Source organism: Streptomyces sp. enrichment culture (genome assembly GCF_964273145.1).
Taxonomy (GTDB): domain Bacteria; phylum Actinomycetota; class Actinomycetes; order Streptomycetales; family Streptomycetaceae; genus Streptomyces.
The window spans coordinates 1,682,870-1,703,204 of record NZ_OZ186873.1; the positions used below are offsets into that span (position 1 = coordinate 1,682,870).

Below are 20,335 nucleotides of genomic sequence, written 5' to 3' on the forward strand. Positions count from 1 at the left end.
CCGGTGCTCAGCCGACCCGGGAGAAGACCGCGACCGTGCGCGCCGGGACGGTGAACGTGCCCGTCCGCGCCGCGTACGACGCCTCCTTCACCACCGGGTCCGCGCCCGACGCCTGCACCGGGTGCAGGCGGTGGCCGGTCCCGGCGAGCGCTGCCAGGCGCTGCTCCTGCCGCTGCGGGGTGGCGTTGAAGACGACGACCAGGTCGCCGAGGCGCATGGTGATCACGCCGGGTGTCTCGTCCGGGCCGGACAGCGGGAAGGAGAGGCGGGACTGGACCTGTCCGGCGGTGGCGAGGGAGAAGTCCCGCTCGCTCGTGCGGATCCTCAGCAGGTCCCGGTAGGCCGCCGAGGCCGCTTCGATCTGGGGGCAGCCGACCCGCACGGTGGTGAGCAGGGGCTTGGCGTACGGCCACTTGTCCTTGTTGTCGGCGGCCGGCGGCAGGCCCCGGCCGAAGCCGTTGCCGTCGGCGCAGTTCCAGTGGACGGCGTTGAACCAGTCGCCGCTGTCGTAGGAGTTGCGGTCCAGCGACTTCGAGCGCAGCAGGTCGGTGCCGGCCTGGGAGAGCGCCGGGCCCTGCGAGAGGGCGGCCGTCGCCATGGCGAGGACCTGCATACGGGCCCGGTCGTCCGCGTTCACCGAGGCGGGCAGCTTGAAGGCGAGCGCGTCGAACAGGGTCTCGTTGTCGTGCGCGTCGGCGTAGGCGAGGGCGTCGCCGGGGGCCTCGGCGTATCCGGCGGGGGCGCCGTTGTAGTCGACCTGGGAGCCCTTGACCCGCCTGCCGCCGGTGTCGGTGAAGGTGTAGCCGGCGAGGTTGCCGGTCAGCCCGACCTTGATCAGGTCCTGGTAGTGCAGCAGCCGGGCCCTCTGCTCGGCCGGGGTGCCGTTGTCCGCGTTCGGGTTGGGCTCGGTGTAGAGGCCGGAGGCGAAGCCCTGGACGCCGGGGTCGGCGTCGAAGGGGCCGCCGCCGCGCACGGCGTCGCGGGCCCGGTCGGAGAAGGTGGCGATGCCGGTGCCGGCCATGTTCTCCTGCGTGGCCTGTTCGAAGCGGGCGTCGTCGGCGACCTCGCCGAAGTTCCAGCCCTCGCCGTACAGGATGATCTCCTTGCCGTCGACGCCGTCCTTCTCCGGGGTCAGCGCGTCGAGGGCCTCGCGGACCGCGAGGATGTTGGCCTTCGGGTGGTGGCCCATGAGGTCGAAGCGGAAGCCGTCGACCTTGTACTGCTTGGCCCAGGTGACGACCGAGTCGACGACCAGCTTGCCCATCATGGCGTTCTCGGTGGCGGTGTTGGCGCAGCAGGTGCTGTTCGCGACTGAGCCGTCGGCGAGGAGCCGCTGGTAGTAGCCGGGGACGATCCGGTCCAGGACGGAGGTGTCCGCCTGGCCGCTCGCGGCGGTGTGGTTGTAGACGACGTCCATGACGACCCTGAGGCCGGCCTCGTTGAGTGCCTTGACCATCTCGCGGAACTCGACCGTGCGGGCGGTGCCGTCCGGGTCGGTGGCGTAGGAGCCCTCGGGGACCGTGTAGTGGTACGGGTCGTAACCCCAGTTGTAGGCGTCCTCGGCGGCGGCCCTGCCCACGCACTCCTGCTGCTCGGCGGAGTCGGCGGGGAGCGCGGCGAGGTCGCAGTCGACGCCGGCCTGGTCGGACTTCCGCTCGGGGACGGTGGCGATGTCGAAGGCGGGCAGCAGGTGGACGTGGGAGGTGCCCGCCTCGGCGAGCCTCCTCAGGTGCCGGCTGCCGTCGCTGTCCTTGTCGGTGAAGGCCAGGTAGGTGCCGGGGTGTTTCGCCGTCCGGTCCTCGACGGAGAAGTCCCGGATGTGCAGCTCCTGGATCTGGGCGTCCCGCAGGGGCACGGCCTTCGGCTTGTCGTACGTCGTCCAGCCGCTCGGCGCGAGCGCCTTGTCGGTGAGGTCGACGACGAGGCTCCGCTTCGAGTCGGCGGTGAGGGCGACGGAGTACGGGTCGGTGACCCTGTTGGTGACGATCTCCCGGGTGCTGGGCGCCCAGACCTTCACCACGTACCGGTAGGGCTTGCCCTTCCAGGATTTCGGGCCGGTGACGGACCAGACGCCGGTGGTGTCGTCCCGGCGCATCGGCTCGAGGGCGCCGTCCAGTTCCAGGGAGACGCTCTGGGCGGTGGGGGCCCAGAGGGCGAGGGTGGGGCGGCCGTCGCGGAACGTCGGGCCGAGGTCGGCGCCGGTGGCGTCGTACAGGTCGTCCAGCACGCCGGCGATCTGCACGCCGGTCGCCGCGAGCACGGCCCCGTCGGCCGCCTGCCGGACGGCGACGACCTGGCCGCGCAGGGCCTCGCGGACCCGGTCGCGGTCGCGCGGGTCGACGGAGTAGGCGGCGTACTCCCCCAGGTGCGGGTACTTCGCCTTCTGGGCGTCGGTCAGGGAGGTCCTCACCAGCCGCAACCGGCGCTCGTCGGTGCTGGTCAGGACGCCGTTCTGGGCCTTGATGGAGCCGGTGCGGGAATAGCGGAGCTGGGTGGAGGCGGCGCCCTCGGAGCCGTCCCAGGCGACGGTGTCCCGGTCGATCCAGACGGCCTTGGCCGTGCTCGGGTCGACGGCGGCGGCGGAGCCCGCCGGCTGCGGCAGCAGGTGCTTCTCCTCGCCGCTCACCAGCCACACCTCGTGGCCGTCGGTCCCGAGGTCCAGCAACCGGTCGGTGGGCAGGTCCTTCTCGTCGCCCTTGTGGACGATGTAGCCGAGACTGGTGGCCCCCTGGGCGAGCGGTACCTCGAAGACCGCGCCGTAGGAGTCGGTCCTCACCGGGGCGAGGGGCTTGGACCAGTCGGTGGGCTCGGCGGCGCCGCCCCACACGTGCAGGCCCCAGCCGTCGTAGTTCCCGTCGGCGCGGTGGTAGTGCAGGACGGCCTTTCCGGTGTCCTGCGCCGGGTACTCGGGCCGCTCGGTCGCCACGGTCTCCTTCCCCTGCTCGATCCACACCTCGCCGGTCCTGGTGACGTCGATGGCGCGGTCGGTGGCGACGTCCTTGTTCCCGTCCTTGTCGACCACCAGGAAGCCGACGTTCGAGGCGCCCGGCTTCAGCTTGACCCAGGCGAAGGCGCCGTAGGCGTCCCGGCCGGCGAACGGGTGGCTCCTCGGCCACTCGGTGGCCTCGCCGTCGGCGAGGTCGCCCCAGGCGTACAGGCCCCAGTCGTCGTAGTTCCCGTCGGCGCGCTTGTAGTGCACGATCGCGTGGTCGCGGGAGACCGCAGTGGGGGATTCCCCGGCGGGCGGGGTGCCCGTGGTGGAGGCGGCGGTGGCGCTCGCGGTGCGGCCGGCCGCGTCGACGACGACGGCCTTGTAGCGCAGGGCGGTGCCGGCGGGCACGTCCTCGCCGATGGTGTGGGTGACCTTGTAGGGGGCGTGGTCGGCGGTGCCGAGGGTCCGCCACTTACCGTCGCCGGTCCGGGCGGCGAAGACGACCCGGTTGAGGCCGCCGCCGTCGACGTCGGCGGTCAGCTCGGCGGTGCCGGTGGCGCCGGGGGCGGGGGCCTTCAGGGTGAGGGAGGGCCCGGTGGCGGGGGCAGGGAGCCTGCCGGTGGCCTTCAGGACGATCGCCGAGCCCGCCGGGACGGTCACGGTGATCTTCTTGTCGGCGTCGGTGCGGGCCGTGGCGCCGGTGCCGTACAGGCCGCGGAAGGTCGTGTGCGCCGACTCGGTCGGGAAGGTCGCCTTCTTCGCCTCGTCCGCGTTGTTGAGGGCGACGACGTACTCGGTGCCGGTCCTCGCGTCGGTGCGGGAGAAGGCGTAGACACCGGGGCCGTCGGCCGCGTACCGCTCGGTCTGGATCCCGTCGGCGAGCGCCGGGTGGGCCTTGCGGAGCTCGGCGAGGGCGCTGATCTGCTCGTAGAGCGGTGCCCGCGTGTCGTAGGCGTCCTCGGCGTGGGTGCGGTCGGTGCCGAGCTGGTCGTCGTCCAGGTAGTCGGCGGTGCGGGAGGCGAACATCGGCTGGCGGGCGTCCTTGTCGCCGCCCGCGCCGGTGAAGCCCTGCTCGTCGCCGTAGTAGACCACCGGGTTGCCGCGGCTGAGGAACATCAGCTCGTTGGCCAGCTTCGCCTTGCGCAGCAGCCCGGCCTCGTCCGCGCCCGGGTCGTCCTGCCTGAGGAAGGTCCCGATGCGGCCCATGTCGTGGTTGCCGAGGAAGGTGACCTGCCCGTAGGCGTTGGCCTTGCCGGTCGTGTACTTCCAGTCGTCACCGAAGACCGACGCGAGCTTCCTGGCGCTGCCGCCCTGGGAGACGTAGGCGCGGGCCGCGTCCTGGAAGGGGAAGTCGAGGGTGGCGTCGAGGCGGCCCCGGGTGACGTAGGGGGCGGTGACGGCGGTGTCGGCGGAGTAGACCTCGCCGAACATGAAGAAGTCCTCCCGGCCCCGCTTCGCCGCGTAGGCGTCCAGCGCGGTGGCCCACTGGGTCCAGAACTCCATGTTGACGTGCTTGACGGTGTCGATGCGGAAGCCGTCGATGCCGAAGTCCCGCACCCAGCGCTGGTAGATGCGCTCCATGCCCTTCACGACCTCGGGACGCTCGGTCCACAGGTCGTCCAGGCCGTTGAAGTCGCCGTACGTGGCCGATTCGCCGGCCCAGGTGGAGTCGCCCCGGTTGTGGTACATCGTCGGGTCGTTGAGCCAGGAGGGCACCTTGAGGTTCCTCTTGGCGGCGGGCACGACCGGGGTGCGCGGGAAGGAGTCGGCGTCGACCCGGGGGAACTTCCGGGAGCCGTCCGCGTAGTCGGCGTCGTCGAAGGGCTCGCCGTCCTTCGTCAGGTACGGGAAGGCGCCCTTGGAGAGGTAGTCGTAGGACTTCTCCTCGTAGTCGACGACGTCGGCGGTGTGGTTGGTGATGACGTCGAAGAAGACCTTCATGCCCTTGGCGTGCGCCTTGGAGACGAGGTCCTTCAGGTCCTCGTTGGTGCCGAAGTGCGGGTCGACCCGGGTGAAGTCGGTGATCCAGTACCCGTGGTAGCCCGCCGAGGCGTTCGCCCCGGTGCCCTGCACGGGCTGGTTCTCGAAGATCGGAGCCATCCAGAGGGCGGTGGTGCCCAGGCCCTTGATGTAGTCGAGCTTCTCCGTCAGGCCCTTGAGGTCGCCGCCCTGGTAGAAGCCCTTGTCGGTGGGGTCGTACCCGGTGGTGAGCCGGGAGCCGGTCAGGCCGCCCTCGTCGTTGCCGGCGTCACCGTTGGCGAAACGATCCGGCAGGACGAAGTAGAACTGCTCGCGGGTGGCGTCGTGCCGGGTGGGCTCGGCGGCGAGCCGCGCGTCCGACGGAGGAGGCGGCGGGGTGGCCGCGCGGGCCGTGAGCGGCTGGACGAGAACGGCGGCCAGGGCGGCGGCGGTGACGGCCGCGACCCGTCTCGCGTGCGGGGTGCGGCGCGTCGGCGGCGCCGGCCTTCTGGGTGTCACGGGCGTGAACTCCTTGCGCTTGCGGCTCATTCGGGTCCGACCCCGGCGCGACGGTAACCGCCGCGCAAGGCTTACAGCAAGGGTCGTGAAAATAACGGAAAGGAATTTCACGACCCTTGCCGCGGCGGAGGTCAGCAGCTCGACTTGCCCGCGTACACGGCGAGGGCCGTGTTGCCGCCGAGGGTCGCCGTGAGCTGCCCGGAGCCGTTCACGGTCACCGTCCGGTCGCCCTGCACGTCGCAGTAGGTCCCGGCGGGCAGGGACGTCTGGTAGGTGCGGGTCAGGGTGGCGGACTCGTGGTTGAGGGCCACGAAGCCCTTGCTCCCCCGCCCGAACGCGATGGCGTCGCCGCCGTTGTCCCACCAGTTCGTGACCGCCTCGCCCCGGGTGGCGTTGCGGAAGGCCACCATGGACCTGATCTCCGGCCAGGCGTGCTGGCACTTCCAGCCGTCCTGCCAGCAGGCGTTCACCCGGCCTCCGCCCGGCGGCCCCGCGTCGTGGTCGGAGAACTCGTAGCCGGAGTGGACGTCGGGCGCCCCGTACGGCCAGGCCAGCATGAAGACGTTGGCCAGGGTGTAGTTCGCGCCGTCCTTGTAGCTGAGGGTGGAGCCGTTGCGCTCGGTGTCGTGGTTGTCGACGAAGACGCCGGCGGAGCCGCTGCCCAGGTAACCCCAGCCCTCGCCGTAGTTCCTCAGGTAGGCGAGGTTCTCGCTGGTGAACACGCGCTTGAGGTCGTAGGCGTACCGGAACTCCTGCACGTCGCCGTTGCCGGTGTACTCGCCCGGCTGGACGGCCTCTCCGCTGCCGAAGATGACCTCCTGCTTCCAGTACGCGGACGGGTTGGTCAGACGTGACTTGATGTTCGCGAGGTCGGCGGCCGGGATGTGCTTGGCCGCGTCGATCCGGAAGCCGTCAACGCCGAGGGAGAGCAGGTCGTTCAGGTACCCGGCGACGGTCTTGCGGACGTACTCCTCGCCGGTGTCGAGGTCGGCCAGGCCCACCAGTTCGCAGTTCTGGACGTTGGCGCGGTTGCGGTAGTCGGTGATCTGCGCGGTGCAGTCGTCGAAGTCGTACGAGGAGTACAGCCCGGGGTAGGCGTACTTCGTGTACGACGAGCCGCCGGTGCCGGTGCCGCTGCCCGCCGACATGTGGTTGACGACCGCGTCGACGACGACCTTCACGCCGGCCGCGTGGCAGGTGTCCACCATGGTGCGGAAGGCGGTGCGGTCACCGAGCCGGCCGGCGATCCTGTAGCTGACGGGCTGGTAGGAGGTCCACCACTGCCCGCCCTGGATGTGCTCGGCGGGCGGGGAGACCTGGACGTACCCGTATCCGGCGGGGCCGAGGGTGTTCGTGCACTCGCGGGCGACGGAGGCGAAGTCCCATTCGAACAGGACGGCAGTGACGTCCTTGGGACCGGGTGGGGCGGCCTGCGCCGATGTCGGGATCATGACAAGGGAAGCCGCGAGGGCGAGGGCCCCGGAAAGAAACCTGGGGAGTTTTCTGCGTGCCATGTGGGGTTCCTTCTTCTTCGAAGGTTCTTGCTGCAAGGTTGCTGAAACCTTGCGGTGCCGCAGATGTTAAAGGTTCATTCACCGGAGGGGCAGTGGTCGGGCGGAAGTCGTGGGAGCCGGGGTCCTCCGGGGCGCCGCGGCCGAGCGCCGCGCGGAGGACGGCCGAGGCTAGGCGGTCTTGACCGCTCCGCCGTCGATGACGTGGTCGGCGCCGGTCGTCGCGGCGGCGAGCGGTGAGGCGAGGTAGGCGACGAGGGCCGCGACCTCGTCCGGTTCGACCAACCGGTCGATGAGCATGCCCATCGCCCTCGGCAGCCCGGCCAGGAGTTCGGCGTGCGGGACGCCCGCGGCCGCGGCGAGGCCGGCGCCGTAGCCGGTCGGGCTCTCCCACATGTCGGTGCGGACCGGCCCCGGCGAGACGGTGTTCACCCGGATCCCCCGCGGACCGAACTCCTCGGCCAGGGCCTTGCCGAACGCGGTGACCGCGGCCTTGGCCACCGCGTAGGCGATGGGCCCGCCATGCGGGACGCGGGCGCTGATGGAGGACACGTTGACGATCGCACCGCGGGCGGCCAGCAGCGCGGGCAGGGCGGCGCGGGTGACGCGGACGCCGGTGAAAAGGTTCAGGTCCACCACCTGGGCCCATTGGGCGTCGGTCAGGTCGAGGAAGCCCCCGGTCAGGTCGCCGTCACCGCCTCCGACGTTGTTGACGAGGATGTCCAGGCCCCCCAGTTCGGCCACGGCCTCGGTCAGCAGGCGCTCGGCCCCGGCGGGTTCGGACAGGTCGACCGCCACGGGCGTCGCACCGGTCGCCTCCAGTTCCGGGGTGGGGCGGCGGGCGGCGGCGACGACCCGGACGCCTTCGGCGGTCAGGGTGCGCACGACGGCCAGCCCGATCCCCCGGCTGGCGCCCGTCACCAGGGCGGTCTTGCCGTTCAAGTGCAGGTCCATGGCGTTCCTCCGGAACAACTCGCATCAACCGCGTTGCGATGAGCGTATGACATGCATCATGAGTGTTGCAAGTATCTGTTGACCTGCCTCATTGCCGTACACTCATGGAGTCACCGCCCACCCGGAAGGTCCTGCCCCATGGCGCCGCCCGCCTCCGCCAGACCGATGCGAGCCGACACCGAACGCACGGTGCGCGCGATCCTCACAGCCGCCGAGCGGGTCCTCTCCGCCAACCCGGCGGCCACGATGGAGCAGATCGCGGAGGCCGCCGGGGTCGCGCGGACCACCGTCCACCGGCGGTTCGCCTCGCGAGAGGCGCTCGTCAGGGCACTGGCCGCATGGGCGGCCCAGCAGTTCCACGACGCCGTCACAGCCGCCCGGCCGGACACCGCCCCGCCCGCCGTCGCGCTCTACCAGGCCACCGCGAACGTGCTCCGCGTAAAGGCCGGGTGGGGTTTCGCCATGGGCGCCCTGCCCACCGACGCCCCCGAGGTCGCGCGCGTGCACGCCGACGTACTGGCCCAGTGCGAGCGGCTGTTCATCCGCGCCCGTGACGCCGGACTGCTCCCCTCCGACGCCGATCTCGACTGGGCGCGGCGGGTCTACTACGCCCTCATCCACGAGGCCGCGGCCCAGGCCCCGGACACCGACGCCGCCGTGGACGCCCTCGCCACGCGCGTCGTCGACACCCTGCTGCACGGCGTCGGCAAGCCGGCCACCGCCTGATCACCGCCCGGTCGCACGAGGGCCCGCCGCTCCCCGGTCGGGAGCGGCGGGCCCTTCCGTCGACCGGTCGCGGCCGTCAGGCCTGCGTCCACCACACGGTCGTGTCGGCGGGCACCTTCGCCTCGCCGCCCGCCTCGGTCACCTCGCCGCTGGCCAGCAGCATCCGCCCGTACGCGGGCATCGCCACCGACTCGCCGGTGGTGTTCGCGACGCACACGAACGCGCCGCGCCGGAAGGCCAGCACGCCCTCGGGCGCCCGCAGCCACTCCACCGCGTCACCGGCCCCCAGGTCGGGCTGCTCGCGGCGCACGGCCAGCGCGGCCCGGTACAGCTCCAGCGTCGAGCCGGGCACGCCGGTCTGCGCCTCGACGCTCAATTCGCCCCAGCCCTCCGGCTGCGGCAGCCAGCTGCCGCCGCCGCCGAAGCCGTACGACGGCCCCGTGCGCGTCCAGGGGATCGGCACCCGGCAGCCGTCGCGGAAGCCGTCCTGTCCGGCGCCGCGGAAGTACGCCGGGTCCTGGCGCACCTCGTCGGGCAGGTCGACGACGTCGGGCAGGCCGAGCTCCTCGCCCTGGTAGATGTAGGCGGAGCCGGGCAGCGCCAGCATCAGCAGCGTCGCCGCGCGCGCCCGGCGCAGCCCCAGTTTCCGGTCGCCGGCCAGGCGGATCTGGGTGCCGAGGCCGGGCGGGTTGGCGAAGCGGGTGGCGTGCCGGGTGACGTCGTGGTTGGACAGCACCCAGGTGGCCGGCGCCCCGACCGGGCGCATCGCCTCCAGGGTGCGGTCGATGACCCGGCGCAGCTCCTCGGCGTCCCAGGGGGTGTCCAGGTACTGGAAGTTGAACGCCTGGTGCAGCTCGTCGGGGCGGACGTAGTTGGCGGTCCGCTCGATGGTCGGGGTCCACGCCTCGGCGACGAAGATGCGGCCTCCCGTCTCCCGCCCCCGCCCGTCCGCGGAGGGCCCCTCGGGCCTCATGGCGTCCGCGTACTCGTCGAGGATGCGGCGCCACTGCCGGTAGATCTCGTGCACGCCGTCCTGGTCGAAGAACGGCATCACGTCGTTGCCCAGCAGCTTCACCTGGTCGCGGGTGCCCAGGTCCGGCAGGCCCGCGGCCTTGACCAGGCCGTGGGCGACGTCGATGCGGAAGCCGTCGACGCCCATGTCGAGCCAGAAGCGCAGGATGGAGCGGAACTCGTCGCCGACGGCCGGGTGGTCCCAGTTGAAGTCGGGTTGCTCGGGGGCGAACAGGTGCAGGTACCACTCGCCGGGGGTGCCGTCGGGTTCGGTGACCCGCGTCCAGGCGGGCCCGCCGAAGATGGACTCCCAGTCGTTGGGGGGCAGCTCGCCGTTCTTCCCCTTGCCGGGGCGGAAGTGGTACCGCTCCCGCAACGGCGAGCCGGGGCCGTCGGCGAGCGCCCGCTTGAACCACTCGTGCTGGTCGGAGGAGTGGTTGGGGACCAGGTCGACGATGATGCGCAGGCCCAGCCGGTGGGCGTCGCGGATGAGGGCGTCGGCGTCGAGCAGGGTGCCGAACATGGGGTCGACGGCCCGGTAGTCGGCGACGTCGTAGCCGGCGTCGGCCTGCGGCGAGGCGTAGAAGGGGCTGAGCCACACGGCGTCCACGCCGAGGTCGCGCAGGTACGGCAGGCGGGTGCGTACGCCTTCCAGGTCGCCCATGCCGTCGCCGTCGCTGTCGGCGAAGCTGCGCGGGTAGACCTGGTAGATCACCGCGTCCCGCCACCAGTCGCGGCGCTTGGCGACGGCGGCCAGGGCTGGGGATCCCCCCTGCTCGAAGAGCTGGGGGGAGGGTGCCGGGGCGGAGTGCTGGCTCATGGCGTCCTTGGTGCGTAACGGATGTGTCATCGGTCTTCGGTGCGGGGCCTTCGGACGGGCGGAGGACGACGAGGCGGCCGCGGTGACAGCGGGGTCGGATGGCGCACCGCGGCCGCCGCCCGCACGGACAGCCGTGCGGGAGTCCCCGGCCGGGGCGTCACCCCTTGGTGCCGCCCGCGGTCAGGCCGGTCACCAAGTTTTTCTGTACAAGGTAGAAGAAAGCGGACACGGGGACGGCGATCAGCACGGCGGTGGCGGCCATCAGGTTGCGCTGGGCGTCGTGTTCGCTGACGAAGCTCTGCAGGCCGACGGCGAAGGTGTACTTCGTGTCGGACAGCATGAACGTGGACGCGAAGGCGACCTCGCCGAAGGCGGTGATGAAGCTGTAGAAGGCGGCGACCGCCAGGCCCGGCCGGGCCAGGGGCAGGATCAGCCGGAAGAAGGTGCCGAACGGGGTGAGCCCGTCCACGCGTCCCGCCTCGTCGATCTCGAACGGGATGGTGTCGAAGTAGCCCTTGAGCAGCCAGGCGCAGTACGGCACCGCGGTCGAGCAGTAGACGAGGATCAGGCCGAGGTAGCTGTCGACGAGCTGGAGCCGGGAGAGGATCTGGTACATCGGCACGATGAGCACGGCGATCGGGAACATCTGCGTCAGCAGCAGCACCCACATCATCTTGCGGTAGCCGGGGAAGCGCATGCGCGAGACGGCGTAGCCGGTGGTGGCGGCCACCAGGACGCCGATGGCGGTGGTGCCGAGCGAGACGATCAGCGAACTCTGCAGCCAGTCGAAGAAGTTCGTTCTCCCCAGGACGAACGTGTAGTTGTCGAGCGTCATCTTGCCCCAGATGCGCTCGGGGTGGAGGTAGTCGTCCTTGTCGGGGCCCAGGGACAGGTAGACCAGCCAGGCGATGGGGAACAGCGCGATCAGGCTGGCGAGGGAGAGCACGCCGTGGGAGGCGAGGGTCGCGGCCGGGCCGCGCCGGCCGCGCGGCCGGACCTTGCGGGGTGCGGCGGCCGGCGCGGGGCCCTGTTCCGCCGGGCCGGTCGCCTGGGTGACGGTGGTGGTGGTCATGGATGCCTCAGATCGCGAGCTGCTGCTCGTTGCGGTTCAGCCAGCGGCGGTAGACGGAGGTGAAGACGATCAGGACGGCCAGCAGCAGCATGCCGTAGGCCGCGGACTGGGCGAATTCGCGCGGCTGCTGCCCGAAGCCGAGCTGGTAGGCCCAGGTGACCAGGATCTGCGCGTCCGGCGCGGTGTTGCCGAACAGCAGGAAGATGATCGCGAACTGGTTGAAGGTCCAGATGATGCCGAGCAGGACGACGGTGGAGCCGACCGAGCGCAGACCGGGCAGGGTGACGTGGCGGAACCGCTGCCAGGCGTTGGCCCCGTCCATCTCGGCGGCCTCGTAGAGGGAGGCGTCGATGGACTGCAGGCCGCCCAGGAGGGAGACCATCATGAACGGCACCCCGCACCAGGTGTTGACCATGATCGCGGCGAACCGCTGCCAGAAGGTGTCCTCCAGCCACTGCGGCGTCGGCAGGTGCAGCGCGTCGAGCGCGGAGTTGACGATGCCGGCGTCGGCCAGCATGAAGCGCCAGCCGAAGACGGTGACGAAGGTGGGCACGGCCCAGGGCAGGACCAGGATCAGCCGGTAGAAGGTCCGGCCGCGCAGCTTCTGGTTGAGCAGCAGGGCCAGGCCCAGGCCGATGGTGTAGTGCAGGGTGACGCAGGCGGCCGTCCAGACGACGGTCCAGATGAAGTGCGACCAGAACCGGTCGTAGGCGGTCTCGCCCCACAGGATGTCGGCGTAGTTGTCGAACCCGACGAACTCGTAGGTGGCCTCGATCTCGTTGACGCCGATGGTGCGGGCGGAGTTGAGGCTGTCGGCGTCGGTGAGCGTGAGGTAGAAGCCGTAGGCCAGGGGGTACAGCACGAGGACGCCGAGGACGATCACCACCGGCGCGATCATGGCGTAGGCGTACCAGTGCCTCCGGTAGGCGTTCTTCAGGCGCCGGCCCAGCCCGGGCGGCGGCGTGCGGTCACCGCGGCGCTTGCCGGTCGCGCGGTCGATGGCGACTGTCATGGTTCGACAACCTTCTCGGAATCCTGCGGATCAAGGGGTACGGCGCACGGGCCGGCGGCCGCCGGGTCCCCTCCCCCGGAGTCGGGGGACCCGGCGGCCGCGCGGGCTCACTTGCCGAAGTCCGGCACCAGCTTGGCGATGGCCGTCTCGGCGTTCCTCAGCCCCTCGTCCAGGGACACCTTGCCGCCGGCGATCTTGGGCAGTTCGTCGTCCAGCGGGGTCCACAAGGAGCTGTACTCGGGCAGTGCCGGGCGGGGCCGCGCGGCGGCCAGGACGCTCTGGTAGCCGGCGATGCCCGGGTCGGCCTTGACCTTCGCGGTGTAGGCGTCCTCACGCGTCGGCAGGGTGGAGTTCTTCAGCGCGACGGTCTCCTGCGCCTTCGCCGAGGTCATGAACTTCACGAACGTCAGCGCGGCCTTCTGGTGCGCCTCGTCGGAGCCGGCGTACACGGAGAGGTTGTGGCCGCCGGTCGGGGCGCCCGCCTCGCCGGTGGAGCCGGCCGGGACGGTGGCGATGCCGAGGTTGTCCCTGTCCTTGAACGCGGAGCCCTTGTAGAAGTTCGTGATCTCCCACGGGCCCTGGATGATCGAGGCGACCTTGCCGCTGACGAACGCGTCCTGGATGTGGGCGTAGGCGTCGGCGGTGGTGTCGGCCTTGTGCAGGCCCTTGCCGTCGAACAGGCCCTGCCAGGTGGCGTAGGCCTTCCTGGCCGCGGGCGAGGCGACGGTGATCTTCTTGGCGTCGACGTCGACGGTGTCGGTGCCCTCGCCGTGCAGGAAGGGCTGGGCGTAGTAGCCCTGGGTGGAGCCCCAGTAGCCGTCGACGCCGGTCTTGTCCTTGATGGTGGCGGCGGCCTTCTTCAGGTCGCCCCAGGTCTTGGGGACCTCGACGCCGGCCTTGGCGAACAGTTCCTTGTTGTAGACGAGGGCCAGGGTGTCGGTGACCAGCGGGACGCCGTAGGTCTTGCCCTCGTACTTCGCCTGCTCGATCAGGCTGGGCTGGAACTTGTCCTGGTCGGCGAGGGCCTCGGTGCCGTCCAGCGGCAGGAAGAAGCCCTTCTTGGCGAAGGCGGGCGTCCAGCCGACCTCGGAGCGCAGCACGTCCGGGGCGCCCTTGGAGCCGGCGGCGGTGTCGAACTTGTTCTGCGCCTGGTCGAAGGGGACGTTGACGTAGTCGACCTTGATGTCCTTGTGGGCGGCTTCGAACTCCTTGACCAGGGCGCGGTACGTCGGCGCCTCGTTGGTGGCGTTGGAGGTGTCCCACCAGGTGATCGTGACCGGTCCGCCCGACTCGCTGTCGCCGCCGTCGCCGCCGCAGGCCGTCGCCGCGAGGGCCAGGGACGCCACCAGCGCGGTGGCCGCTATGCCACGCCGCATGAGTTCTCCTTGAGGGTGAAAGCCCGAGTGGTGCAGGGGACGGTCCCGTCGCCGTTCCTGCCGACTTGCCGACCGCGCCGTTGCCGCCGTCGGGCGACGTGAACGTAACAGCGTGGAAAGCTTCACGAAAGACCTTGCAGAAAAAAAGTGCAAGGACCGGAGAGTTATCTCTCCGTAACCCGCTCTCCCCTCCTCCCGAACGGCTGTTTCCGCCGTACTACGGGCCTCGGACACATGTGCAAGACTCTGCAAGCACTTGCCATACGTTTCAGCGCCGGGCGATCATCCGTTGCGGACCGGACGCCCGACCACGACATGGGGGATCGCCATGACGCAGCAGCACGCTTCGGGTCGTTCCGCGGCCCGCACCGGGCGTCCGGCCGGTGCGCGGGGGCGGACACGGCCGCTACAGTCCACTGCTGTGACCACACGGCTTTCCGACATCGCCGCCCAGGCGGGGGTGAGCGAAGCGACCGTCAGCCGCGTCCTCAACGGGAAGCCGGGCGTCGCCGCCACCACCCGCCAGTCCGTGCTGGCCGCCCTCGACGTCCTGGGCTACGAGCGCCCCGTGCGGCTGCGGCAGCGCAGCGAGGGCCTGGTGGGCCTGATCACCCCGGAGCTGGAGAACCCCATATTCCCGGCCCTGGCCCAGGTCATCGGGCAGGCGCTGACCCGGCAGGGGTACACCCCCGTCCTGGCCACCCAGACCCCGGGCGGCTCGACGGAGGACGAGCTGACGGAGATGCTCGTCGACCGCGGCGTCGCCGGCATCATCTACGTCTCCGGGCTGCACGCCGACACCACCGCCGACATGCAGCGCTACGAACGGCTGCGCGCGCGGGGCGTGCCGTTCGTCCTGGTCGACGGCTTCTCGCCGAAGGTGCAGGCGCCGTTCATCTCCCCCGACGACCGGGCGGCGATGACCCTGGCCGTCACCCACCTCGTCTCCCTGGGCCACACCCGCATCGGTCTCGCCCTGGGCCCCAAGCGGTTCGTGCCCGTGCAGCGCAAGATCGAGGGCTTCGTGCGCGCCGTGCAGGACCAGCTCCGCCTGGACCCCGCGACGATCGAGTCCGAGCTGATCCAGCACTCCCTCTACACCCTGGAAGGCGGCCAGGCCGCCGCCACGGCGCTCATCGAGCGGAACTGCACGGCGGTGGTGTGCGCCAGCGACATGATGGCGCTCGGCGCGATACGGACGGCCCGGCAGCACGGCCTGGAGGTGCCCCGGGACATCTCCGTCGTCGGCTTCGACGACTCCCCCCTGATCGCCTTCACCGATCCGCCGCTGACCACCGTCCGCAAACCGGTCCCGGCGATGGGCCAGGCGGCGGTGCGCACGCTGCTGGAGGAGATCGGCGGAACTCCTGCACCGCACAGCGAGTTCGTGTTCATGCCGGAGCTGGTGGTGCGCGGTTCCACGGCGTCCGCTCCCGGCAACCGCCCCTGACGGCCCGCCGGATCGTCCTCGGGGCGGAGGACCCGGCGCCCTCCCCCTGCGTGAGGAGGAAACCACGGGCCTCCGGCCGGTGTAGAACATGCGACCGGAACCCGACCGGGGGATGATCGGTGGACGAAGGCTTTTCTGGCAGACTCTGTGCCTATGGGTGAGACGACCGTGACGACTGCGGAAGGCCTGGAAGAGGCCGTTCCACACTCCGTCGCGGACGAAAAGGGGCGAAGTGTACTGCATCGGCTCCGCACCCCGCGCCGGCCCCGCCTCTGGTTCGAGATCCTGCTGATCGCGGTGAGTTACTGGACGTACTCGCTCATCCGCAACGCCGTACCGGAGCAGCGGGCGCAGGCGCTGCGCAACGCCGACTGGATCTGGAAGGCCGAGCACCAGCTCGGCATCGCCGTCGAGCAGGCCGTCAACCACGCCGCGAACTCGGTGACTTGGCTCATCGTCGGCATGAACTACTACTACGCGACCCTGCACTTCGTGGTGACGCTCGGCGTCCTGGTGTGGCTGTACCGCGGCCATCCCGGCCGCTACGCGGCGACCCGCCTGGTCCTCTTCGCCACCACCGGCGTCGCCCTGGTCGGCTACTACCTCTTTCCGCTGGCCCCGCCCCGGCTGATGAACGGCGGCCGCTTCATCGACACCGTCATGGTCCACCAGACCTGGGGATCGATGGCGTCCGGCGACCTGAAGCACATGTCCAACCAGTACGCCGCGATGCCGTCCATGCACATCGGCTGGTCCCTGTGGTGCGGCCTGACGATCTTCGCCCTGGCGACGGTCCCCTGGGTGCGCGTCCTCGGCCTGCTCTACCCCGCGCTCACCCTCGTGGTGATCGTCGCGACGGCCAACCACTTCTGGCTGGACGCGGTCGGCGGCATGCTCTGCCTCGCCTTCGGCTACGCGGTGGCCCGCCTGTGGTACGGCGCCCTCCCCCACGCCCTGCCCCGCCTGGCCCCCGCGACGGCGCCGGCCGGCCCGCCGCTGCCCACGCGCGCCTGACCGCGGAGGCGGGGAGCCGCCGTGGGCGAGTGTCCCGCGGACACGCGGGCGGGCCCGCACGGGCGGACGCGCCGCGGCCTTGAGGCGGCGGGCGCGGGTCGTGGGGTTGCGGCCGGGCGGCCCCGGCAGCGGGCGGGGGGACGGGCCCCGCGGCGGGCTCGTCGCACCCCGCGGCCCGGTCCCCGCCGGTGCCCCGCGGCACGGGTCACCCCCCGTAGAACAGCTCCTCCATGACCCCCCGGGCCCGCCGCGCGGTCCGCCGGTACGCGTCCAGCATGTCCCCCACGTGCCCGGGCCCGTACCCCAGGTACCGCCCCACGGCCGCCAGCTCCCGGCTCTCGGTGGGGAACGTGTCCCCCGCCCGTCCCCGCACCAGCATCACCGCGTTGCGCACCCGCGTCGCCAGCACCCACGCCTCGTCCAGCACCTCCGCGTGCTCCGGCGAGACGAGCCCCGCCCGCCTCGCCGCGGCCAGCGCCTCACGCGTGCGCGTGGTCCGCAGCCCCGCCTCGGCATGGCCGTGCCGCAGCTGCAGCAGCTGCACGGTCCACTCCACGTCGGACAGCCCGCCCGGCCCCAGCTTGGCGTGCAGCTTCGGGTCGGCCCCGCGCGGCAGCCGCTCGGACTCCATCCGCGCCTTCAGCCGCCGTATCTCCCGTACGGCCTCCTCGCCCAGCCCGCCCGCCGGATACCGCAGCGGATCGACGAGCTCGATGAACCGCCGCCCGAGCTCCTCGTCGCCCGCCACCCACTCCGCCCGCAGCAGGGCGTGCGACTCCCACACCAGCGCCCACCGCCGGTAGTACGCCTCGTACGACTTCAGGGTCCGCACCAGCGGCCCGGACTTGCCCTCGGGCCGCAGGCCGGCGTCGACGAGCAGCGGCGGATCGGCGCTCGGCAGCTGGAGCAGCCGCCGCATCTCGGCGACGACCTTGCCGGCGGCCTCCGCGGCCTCCCGTTCGTCGACGCCGTCCCGCGGCTCGTGCACGAACAGCACGTCCGCGTCCGAGCCGTAGCCCAGCTCGTGCCCGCCGAACCGTCCCATGCCGATGATCGCGAACCGGGTCGGCAGGGCGTCCCCCCACCCGTCCCGGACCACCGCCCGCAACGTGCCCGCCAGCGTCGCCGCCGTCAGGTCCGACACCGCCGCCCCGACCCGGTCCACCAGCGCGCCCGGGTCGGCCTCGGCGGGCCGGGCCTCGGTGCCGTAGGAGCCGAGGATGTCGGCGGCGGCCGTGCGGAACAGCTCCCGGCGCCGCACCCCGCGCGCGGCGGTGACCGCCTGCTCCGCCCCGCCGGCGCGTCCGACGGCGGCGAGGATCTCCTGCTCCAGCTGGGCCCGCCCGCGCGGCGCCGGCCCCCCGCCGTCGCCGAGCAGCGCCACGGCCTCGGGCGCCCGCATCAGCAGGTCGGGGGCGAGCCGCCCGGCGGACAGGACGCGGGCGAGGTTCTCGGCGGCGGCGCCCTCGTCGCGCAGCAGCCGCAGGTACCAGGGCGTCTTGCCGAGCGCGTCCGACACCTTGCGGAAGTTGAGCAGTCCGGCGTCCGGGTCGGCGGAATCGGCGAACCAGCCCAGCAGCACCGGCAGCAGGGTGCGCTGGATGGCCGCCTTCCGGGACACGCCGGAGGCCAGCGCCTCCAGGTGCCGCAGCGCGGCGGCCGGGTCGGCGTAGCCGAGGGCGACCAGCCGCTCCCGGGCCGCCTCGGGACTCAGCCGGGCCTCACCGGGCGCGAGCTGGGCGACCGCGTCCAGCAGCGGCCGGTAGAACAGCTTCTCGTGCAGGCGGCGTACGACGGAGGCGTGCCGCCTCCACTCGCGCAGCAGCGTGCCGACCGGGTCGGTGCGCAGGCCCAGGGAGCGGCCGAGCCGGCGCAGGTCGGCCTCGTCCTCGGGGACGAGGTGGGTGCGGCGCAGCCGGTGCAGCTGGATGCGGTGCTCCATGGACCGCAGGAAGCGGTACGCCTCGTCGAGCAGGGCGGCGTCCGCGCGGGCCACGTACCCGCCCGCGGCCAGCGCCTCCAGCGCCTCCAGGGTCGTACGGCTGCGCAGCGAGGCGTCGGCCCGCCCGTGCACCAGCTGCAGCAGCTGCACGGCGAACTCGACGTCCCGCAGGCCCCCCGGCCCCAGCTTGAGCTGGCGGTCGACCTCGGCGGCGGGGATGTTCTCCACCACCCGGCGGCGCATCTTCTGCACGTCGGCGACGAAGTTCTCCCGCTCGGCGGCCTGCCACACCAGCGGCTCGACACCGGCGAGGTAGGCGGCGCCGAGCTCCGGGTCGCCGGCCACCGGACGGGCCTTGAGCAGCGCCTGGAACTCCCAGGTCTTGGCCCAGCGCTGGTAGTAGGCGAGGTGGCTGCTGAGGGTGCGCACCAGCGGGCCGTTCCTGCCCTCGGGGCGGAGATTGGCGTCGACCGGCCAGATGGAGCCCTCGACGGTCGTCTCGGAGCAGATCCGCATCAGGTGGGAGGCGAGCCGGGTGGCGGCGCGCAGCGCCTTGTCCTCGTCGGCGCCGTCGGCGGCCTCGCCGACGAAGACGACGTCGACGTCGGAGACGTAGTTCAGTTCGCGGCCGCCGCACTTGCCCATCGCGATCACCGCGAGCCGGCACAGCGCGGCGTCGTCGGGCGCGGCGGCCTCGGCGATGCGCAGGGCGGCGCGCAGGGTGGCGGTGGCGAGGTCGGCGAGTTCGGCGGCGGTCTCGGCGACGTCGACGGTGCCGCACACGTCGCGGGCGGCGATGGACAGCAGGCAGCGCCGGTAGGCGACGCGCAGCGCGACGGGGTCGTCGGCCCCGGCGAGACAGCGCTCGAACTCCGCCACGCCGGGGTGGAGATCGCGCGGCTCGTAGGTGACCAGGGCGCGCCAGTCCCCGGGATGCCGGGCCAGGTGGTCGGCGAGGGCCTCGCAGGCGCCGAGGACGCCCAGCAGCCGGTCCCGCAGCGGCTTGGCGGAGGTCAGGGTGTCGAGCAGGGTGCGGCGGTCGGTGGGGCCGGGCTGGGCCTCCAGCAGCCGGACCAGGCCGTGCAGCGCGAGGTCGGGGTCGGCGGTGGCGCCGAGCGCTTCGAGCAGCACCGGGTCGTTGCGCAGCGGCGTCAGCTCCGCGCTGTCCAGGAGCCGCTCGGCGGCGGACGGATCGGTGAAGCCGTGCCGCAGCAGTCGCGTGAAGGTGCTGCTCCTGCGCCCCGGCACCGTCATCCCGGCCTCCCGTCGGATCAAGGTCGTACGCGCCTTCGAGCCTAGCGGCAGTAACGGGGGCGGGCTCCCGCGCGGGGGCCGTGAGTTGCGGGGCGGGACCGCTGCGGCCGACGCCGGGCTGCGGCACCGGAAGGAGGGCTGCGGCGTCGTGGCGGAGGGGCGGTTCCCGCGGTCCCGGACCGCGTCCTCGGCCGTTCGGTGGCGCCGCGCCCCGTTTTCGGCTTCGGTGGGGGGAGCCGCTCGGCCGGACGGGCCGGCGGTCCGCGTGACGCCCGACGTCGACGGAGGAACCGCATCATGGACATGACCCTCGAAGTGATCCCGTTGCCGGTCGGCGACATCGACCGGGCCAGGGACTTCTACCGGGACAGGGTCGGCTTCCACGTCGACGTCGACCGGGAGATCATGCCGGGCATGCGGATCGTGCAGATGACGCCCCCGGGCTCGGGCTGCTCGATCGCGCTGGGCGACACGGTCTGGGAGATGGTCAAGGGACCGCGGCCCGCGCCCGGTTCCTACCAGGGCCTCCAGTTGTGCGTCGCCGACATCGAGGCGGCCCGCGCCGAGCTCGTCGCACGGGGCCTGGAGGTCTCCGAACCGGTGCGGTACAGCCCGGACGACGGCGGCACCTTCATGTACTTCACCGACCCGGACGGCAACGGCTGGTCGATCCAGGAGTACCGGCGCCGGGCGACGGAGCCGCTGCACCGGCTGCTGGCGCAGCTGAGGCGGCCCCGGGAGGACTGAGTCCCTCCGGCCGGACCGCCTCGCGGACCGGGGCGG

At 72.1% G+C, this 20,335-nt stretch carries 12 protein-coding genes; 4 read left to right on the forward strand and 8 right to left on the reverse strand.

Features of this window, described 5'->3' with window-relative positions; translation table 11 throughout:
• Positions 1 to 7: 7 nt before the first annotated feature.
• The 3 genes from pulA to ACSU6Z_RS07690 all read right to left on the reverse strand — a co-directional run bounded on the left by pulA (position 8) and on the right by ACSU6Z_RS07690 (position 7,875).
• Complete coding sequence (gene pulA, locus ACSU6Z_RS07680) at positions 8 to 5,410, reverse strand: pullulanase-type alpha-1,6-glucosidase (RefSeq protein WP_437044102.1); 5,403 nt, start codon at positions 5,408 to 5,410, stop codon at positions 8 to 10.
• 131 nt (positions 5,411 to 5,541) lie between these two features.
• Positions 5,542 to 6,924 (reverse strand): alpha-amylase, encoded by a 1,383-nt coding sequence (locus ACSU6Z_RS07685; protein ID WP_437044104.1) that lies wholly within the window; start codon positions 6,922 to 6,924, stop codon positions 5,542 to 5,544.
• A 168-nt stretch (positions 6,925 to 7,092) separates the two neighbouring features.
• Positions 7,093 to 7,875: an SDR family NAD(P)-dependent oxidoreductase gene (locus ACSU6Z_RS07690; RefSeq protein ID WP_437044106.1), complete on the reverse strand. Its 783-nt coding sequence runs from the start codon at positions 7,873 to 7,875 to the stop codon at positions 7,093 to 7,095.
• A gap of 138 nt (positions 7,876 to 8,013) precedes the next feature.
• Between ACSU6Z_RS07690 and ACSU6Z_RS07695 the strand changes: the two genes are divergently transcribed.
• Complete coding sequence (locus ACSU6Z_RS07695; protein WP_437044108.1) at positions 8,014 to 8,601, forward strand: TetR/AcrR family transcriptional regulator; 588 nt, start codon at positions 8,014 to 8,016, stop codon at positions 8,599 to 8,601.
• A 76-nt stretch (positions 8,602 to 8,677) separates the two neighbouring features.
• Here the strand turns inward: ACSU6Z_RS07695 and ACSU6Z_RS07700 are convergent, their stop codons facing one another.
• The 4 genes from ACSU6Z_RS07700 to ACSU6Z_RS07715 form a co-directional block, all read right to left on the reverse strand.
• A complete protein-coding gene (locus ACSU6Z_RS07700; RefSeq protein WP_437044110.1) occupies positions 8,678 to 10,432 on the reverse strand; it encodes a glycoside hydrolase family 13 protein in 1,755 nt (584 codons plus the stop codon).
• 157 nt (positions 10,433 to 10,589) lie between these two features.
• Positions 10,590 to 11,504, reverse strand: a complete 915-nt coding sequence (locus tag ACSU6Z_RS07705) for a sugar ABC transporter permease (RefSeq protein WP_437044112.1) — start codon at positions 11,502 to 11,504, stop codon at positions 10,590 to 10,592.
• 7 nt (positions 11,505 to 11,511) lie between these two features.
• A complete protein-coding gene (locus tag ACSU6Z_RS07710) occupies positions 11,512 to 12,516 on the reverse strand; it encodes a carbohydrate ABC transporter permease (RefSeq protein WP_437044114.1) in 1,005 nt (334 codons plus the stop codon).
• A gap of 107 nt (positions 12,517 to 12,623) precedes the next feature.
• Entirely contained in the window at positions 12,624 to 13,892 is a 1,269-nt protein-coding gene (locus ACSU6Z_RS07715; RefSeq protein ID WP_437044116.1) for an extracellular solute-binding protein, read from the reverse strand.
• A gap of 421 nt (positions 13,893 to 14,313) precedes the next feature.
• Here ACSU6Z_RS07715 and ACSU6Z_RS07720 point away from each other — a divergent pair, with 421 nt between their 5' ends.
• Together ACSU6Z_RS07720 and ACSU6Z_RS07725 are read left to right on the forward strand one after the other, a co-directional pair.
• Positions 14,314 to 15,342: a LacI family DNA-binding transcriptional regulator gene (locus ACSU6Z_RS07720; protein ID WP_437044119.1), complete on the forward strand. Its 1,029-nt coding sequence runs from the start codon at positions 14,314 to 14,316 to the stop codon at positions 15,340 to 15,342.
• Between the two features lie 153 nt (positions 15,343 to 15,495).
• Positions 15,496 to 16,356, forward strand: coding sequence for a phosphatase PAP2 family protein (locus ACSU6Z_RS07725; protein WP_437044121.1), 861 nt, complete (start codon positions 15,496 to 15,498; stop codon positions 16,354 to 16,356).
• Positions 16,357 to 16,561: 205 nt separating this feature from the next.
• Here ACSU6Z_RS07725 and ACSU6Z_RS07730 read toward each other — a convergent pair whose 3' ends face one another.
• Positions 16,562 to 19,552 (reverse strand): bifunctional [glutamine synthetase] adenylyltransferase/[glutamine synthetase]-adenylyl-L-tyrosine phosphorylase, encoded by a 2,991-nt coding sequence (locus tag ACSU6Z_RS07730; protein WP_437044123.1) that lies wholly within the window; start codon positions 19,550 to 19,552, stop codon positions 16,562 to 16,564.
• Positions 19,553 to 19,849: 297 nt separating this feature from the next.
• Between ACSU6Z_RS07730 and ACSU6Z_RS07735 the strand changes: the two genes are divergently transcribed.
• Positions 19,850 to 20,299: a VOC family protein gene (locus ACSU6Z_RS07735; protein WP_437044125.1), complete on the forward strand. Its 450-nt coding sequence runs from the start codon at positions 19,850 to 19,852 to the stop codon at positions 20,297 to 20,299.
• Positions 20,300 to 20,335: the final 36 nt, after the last annotated feature.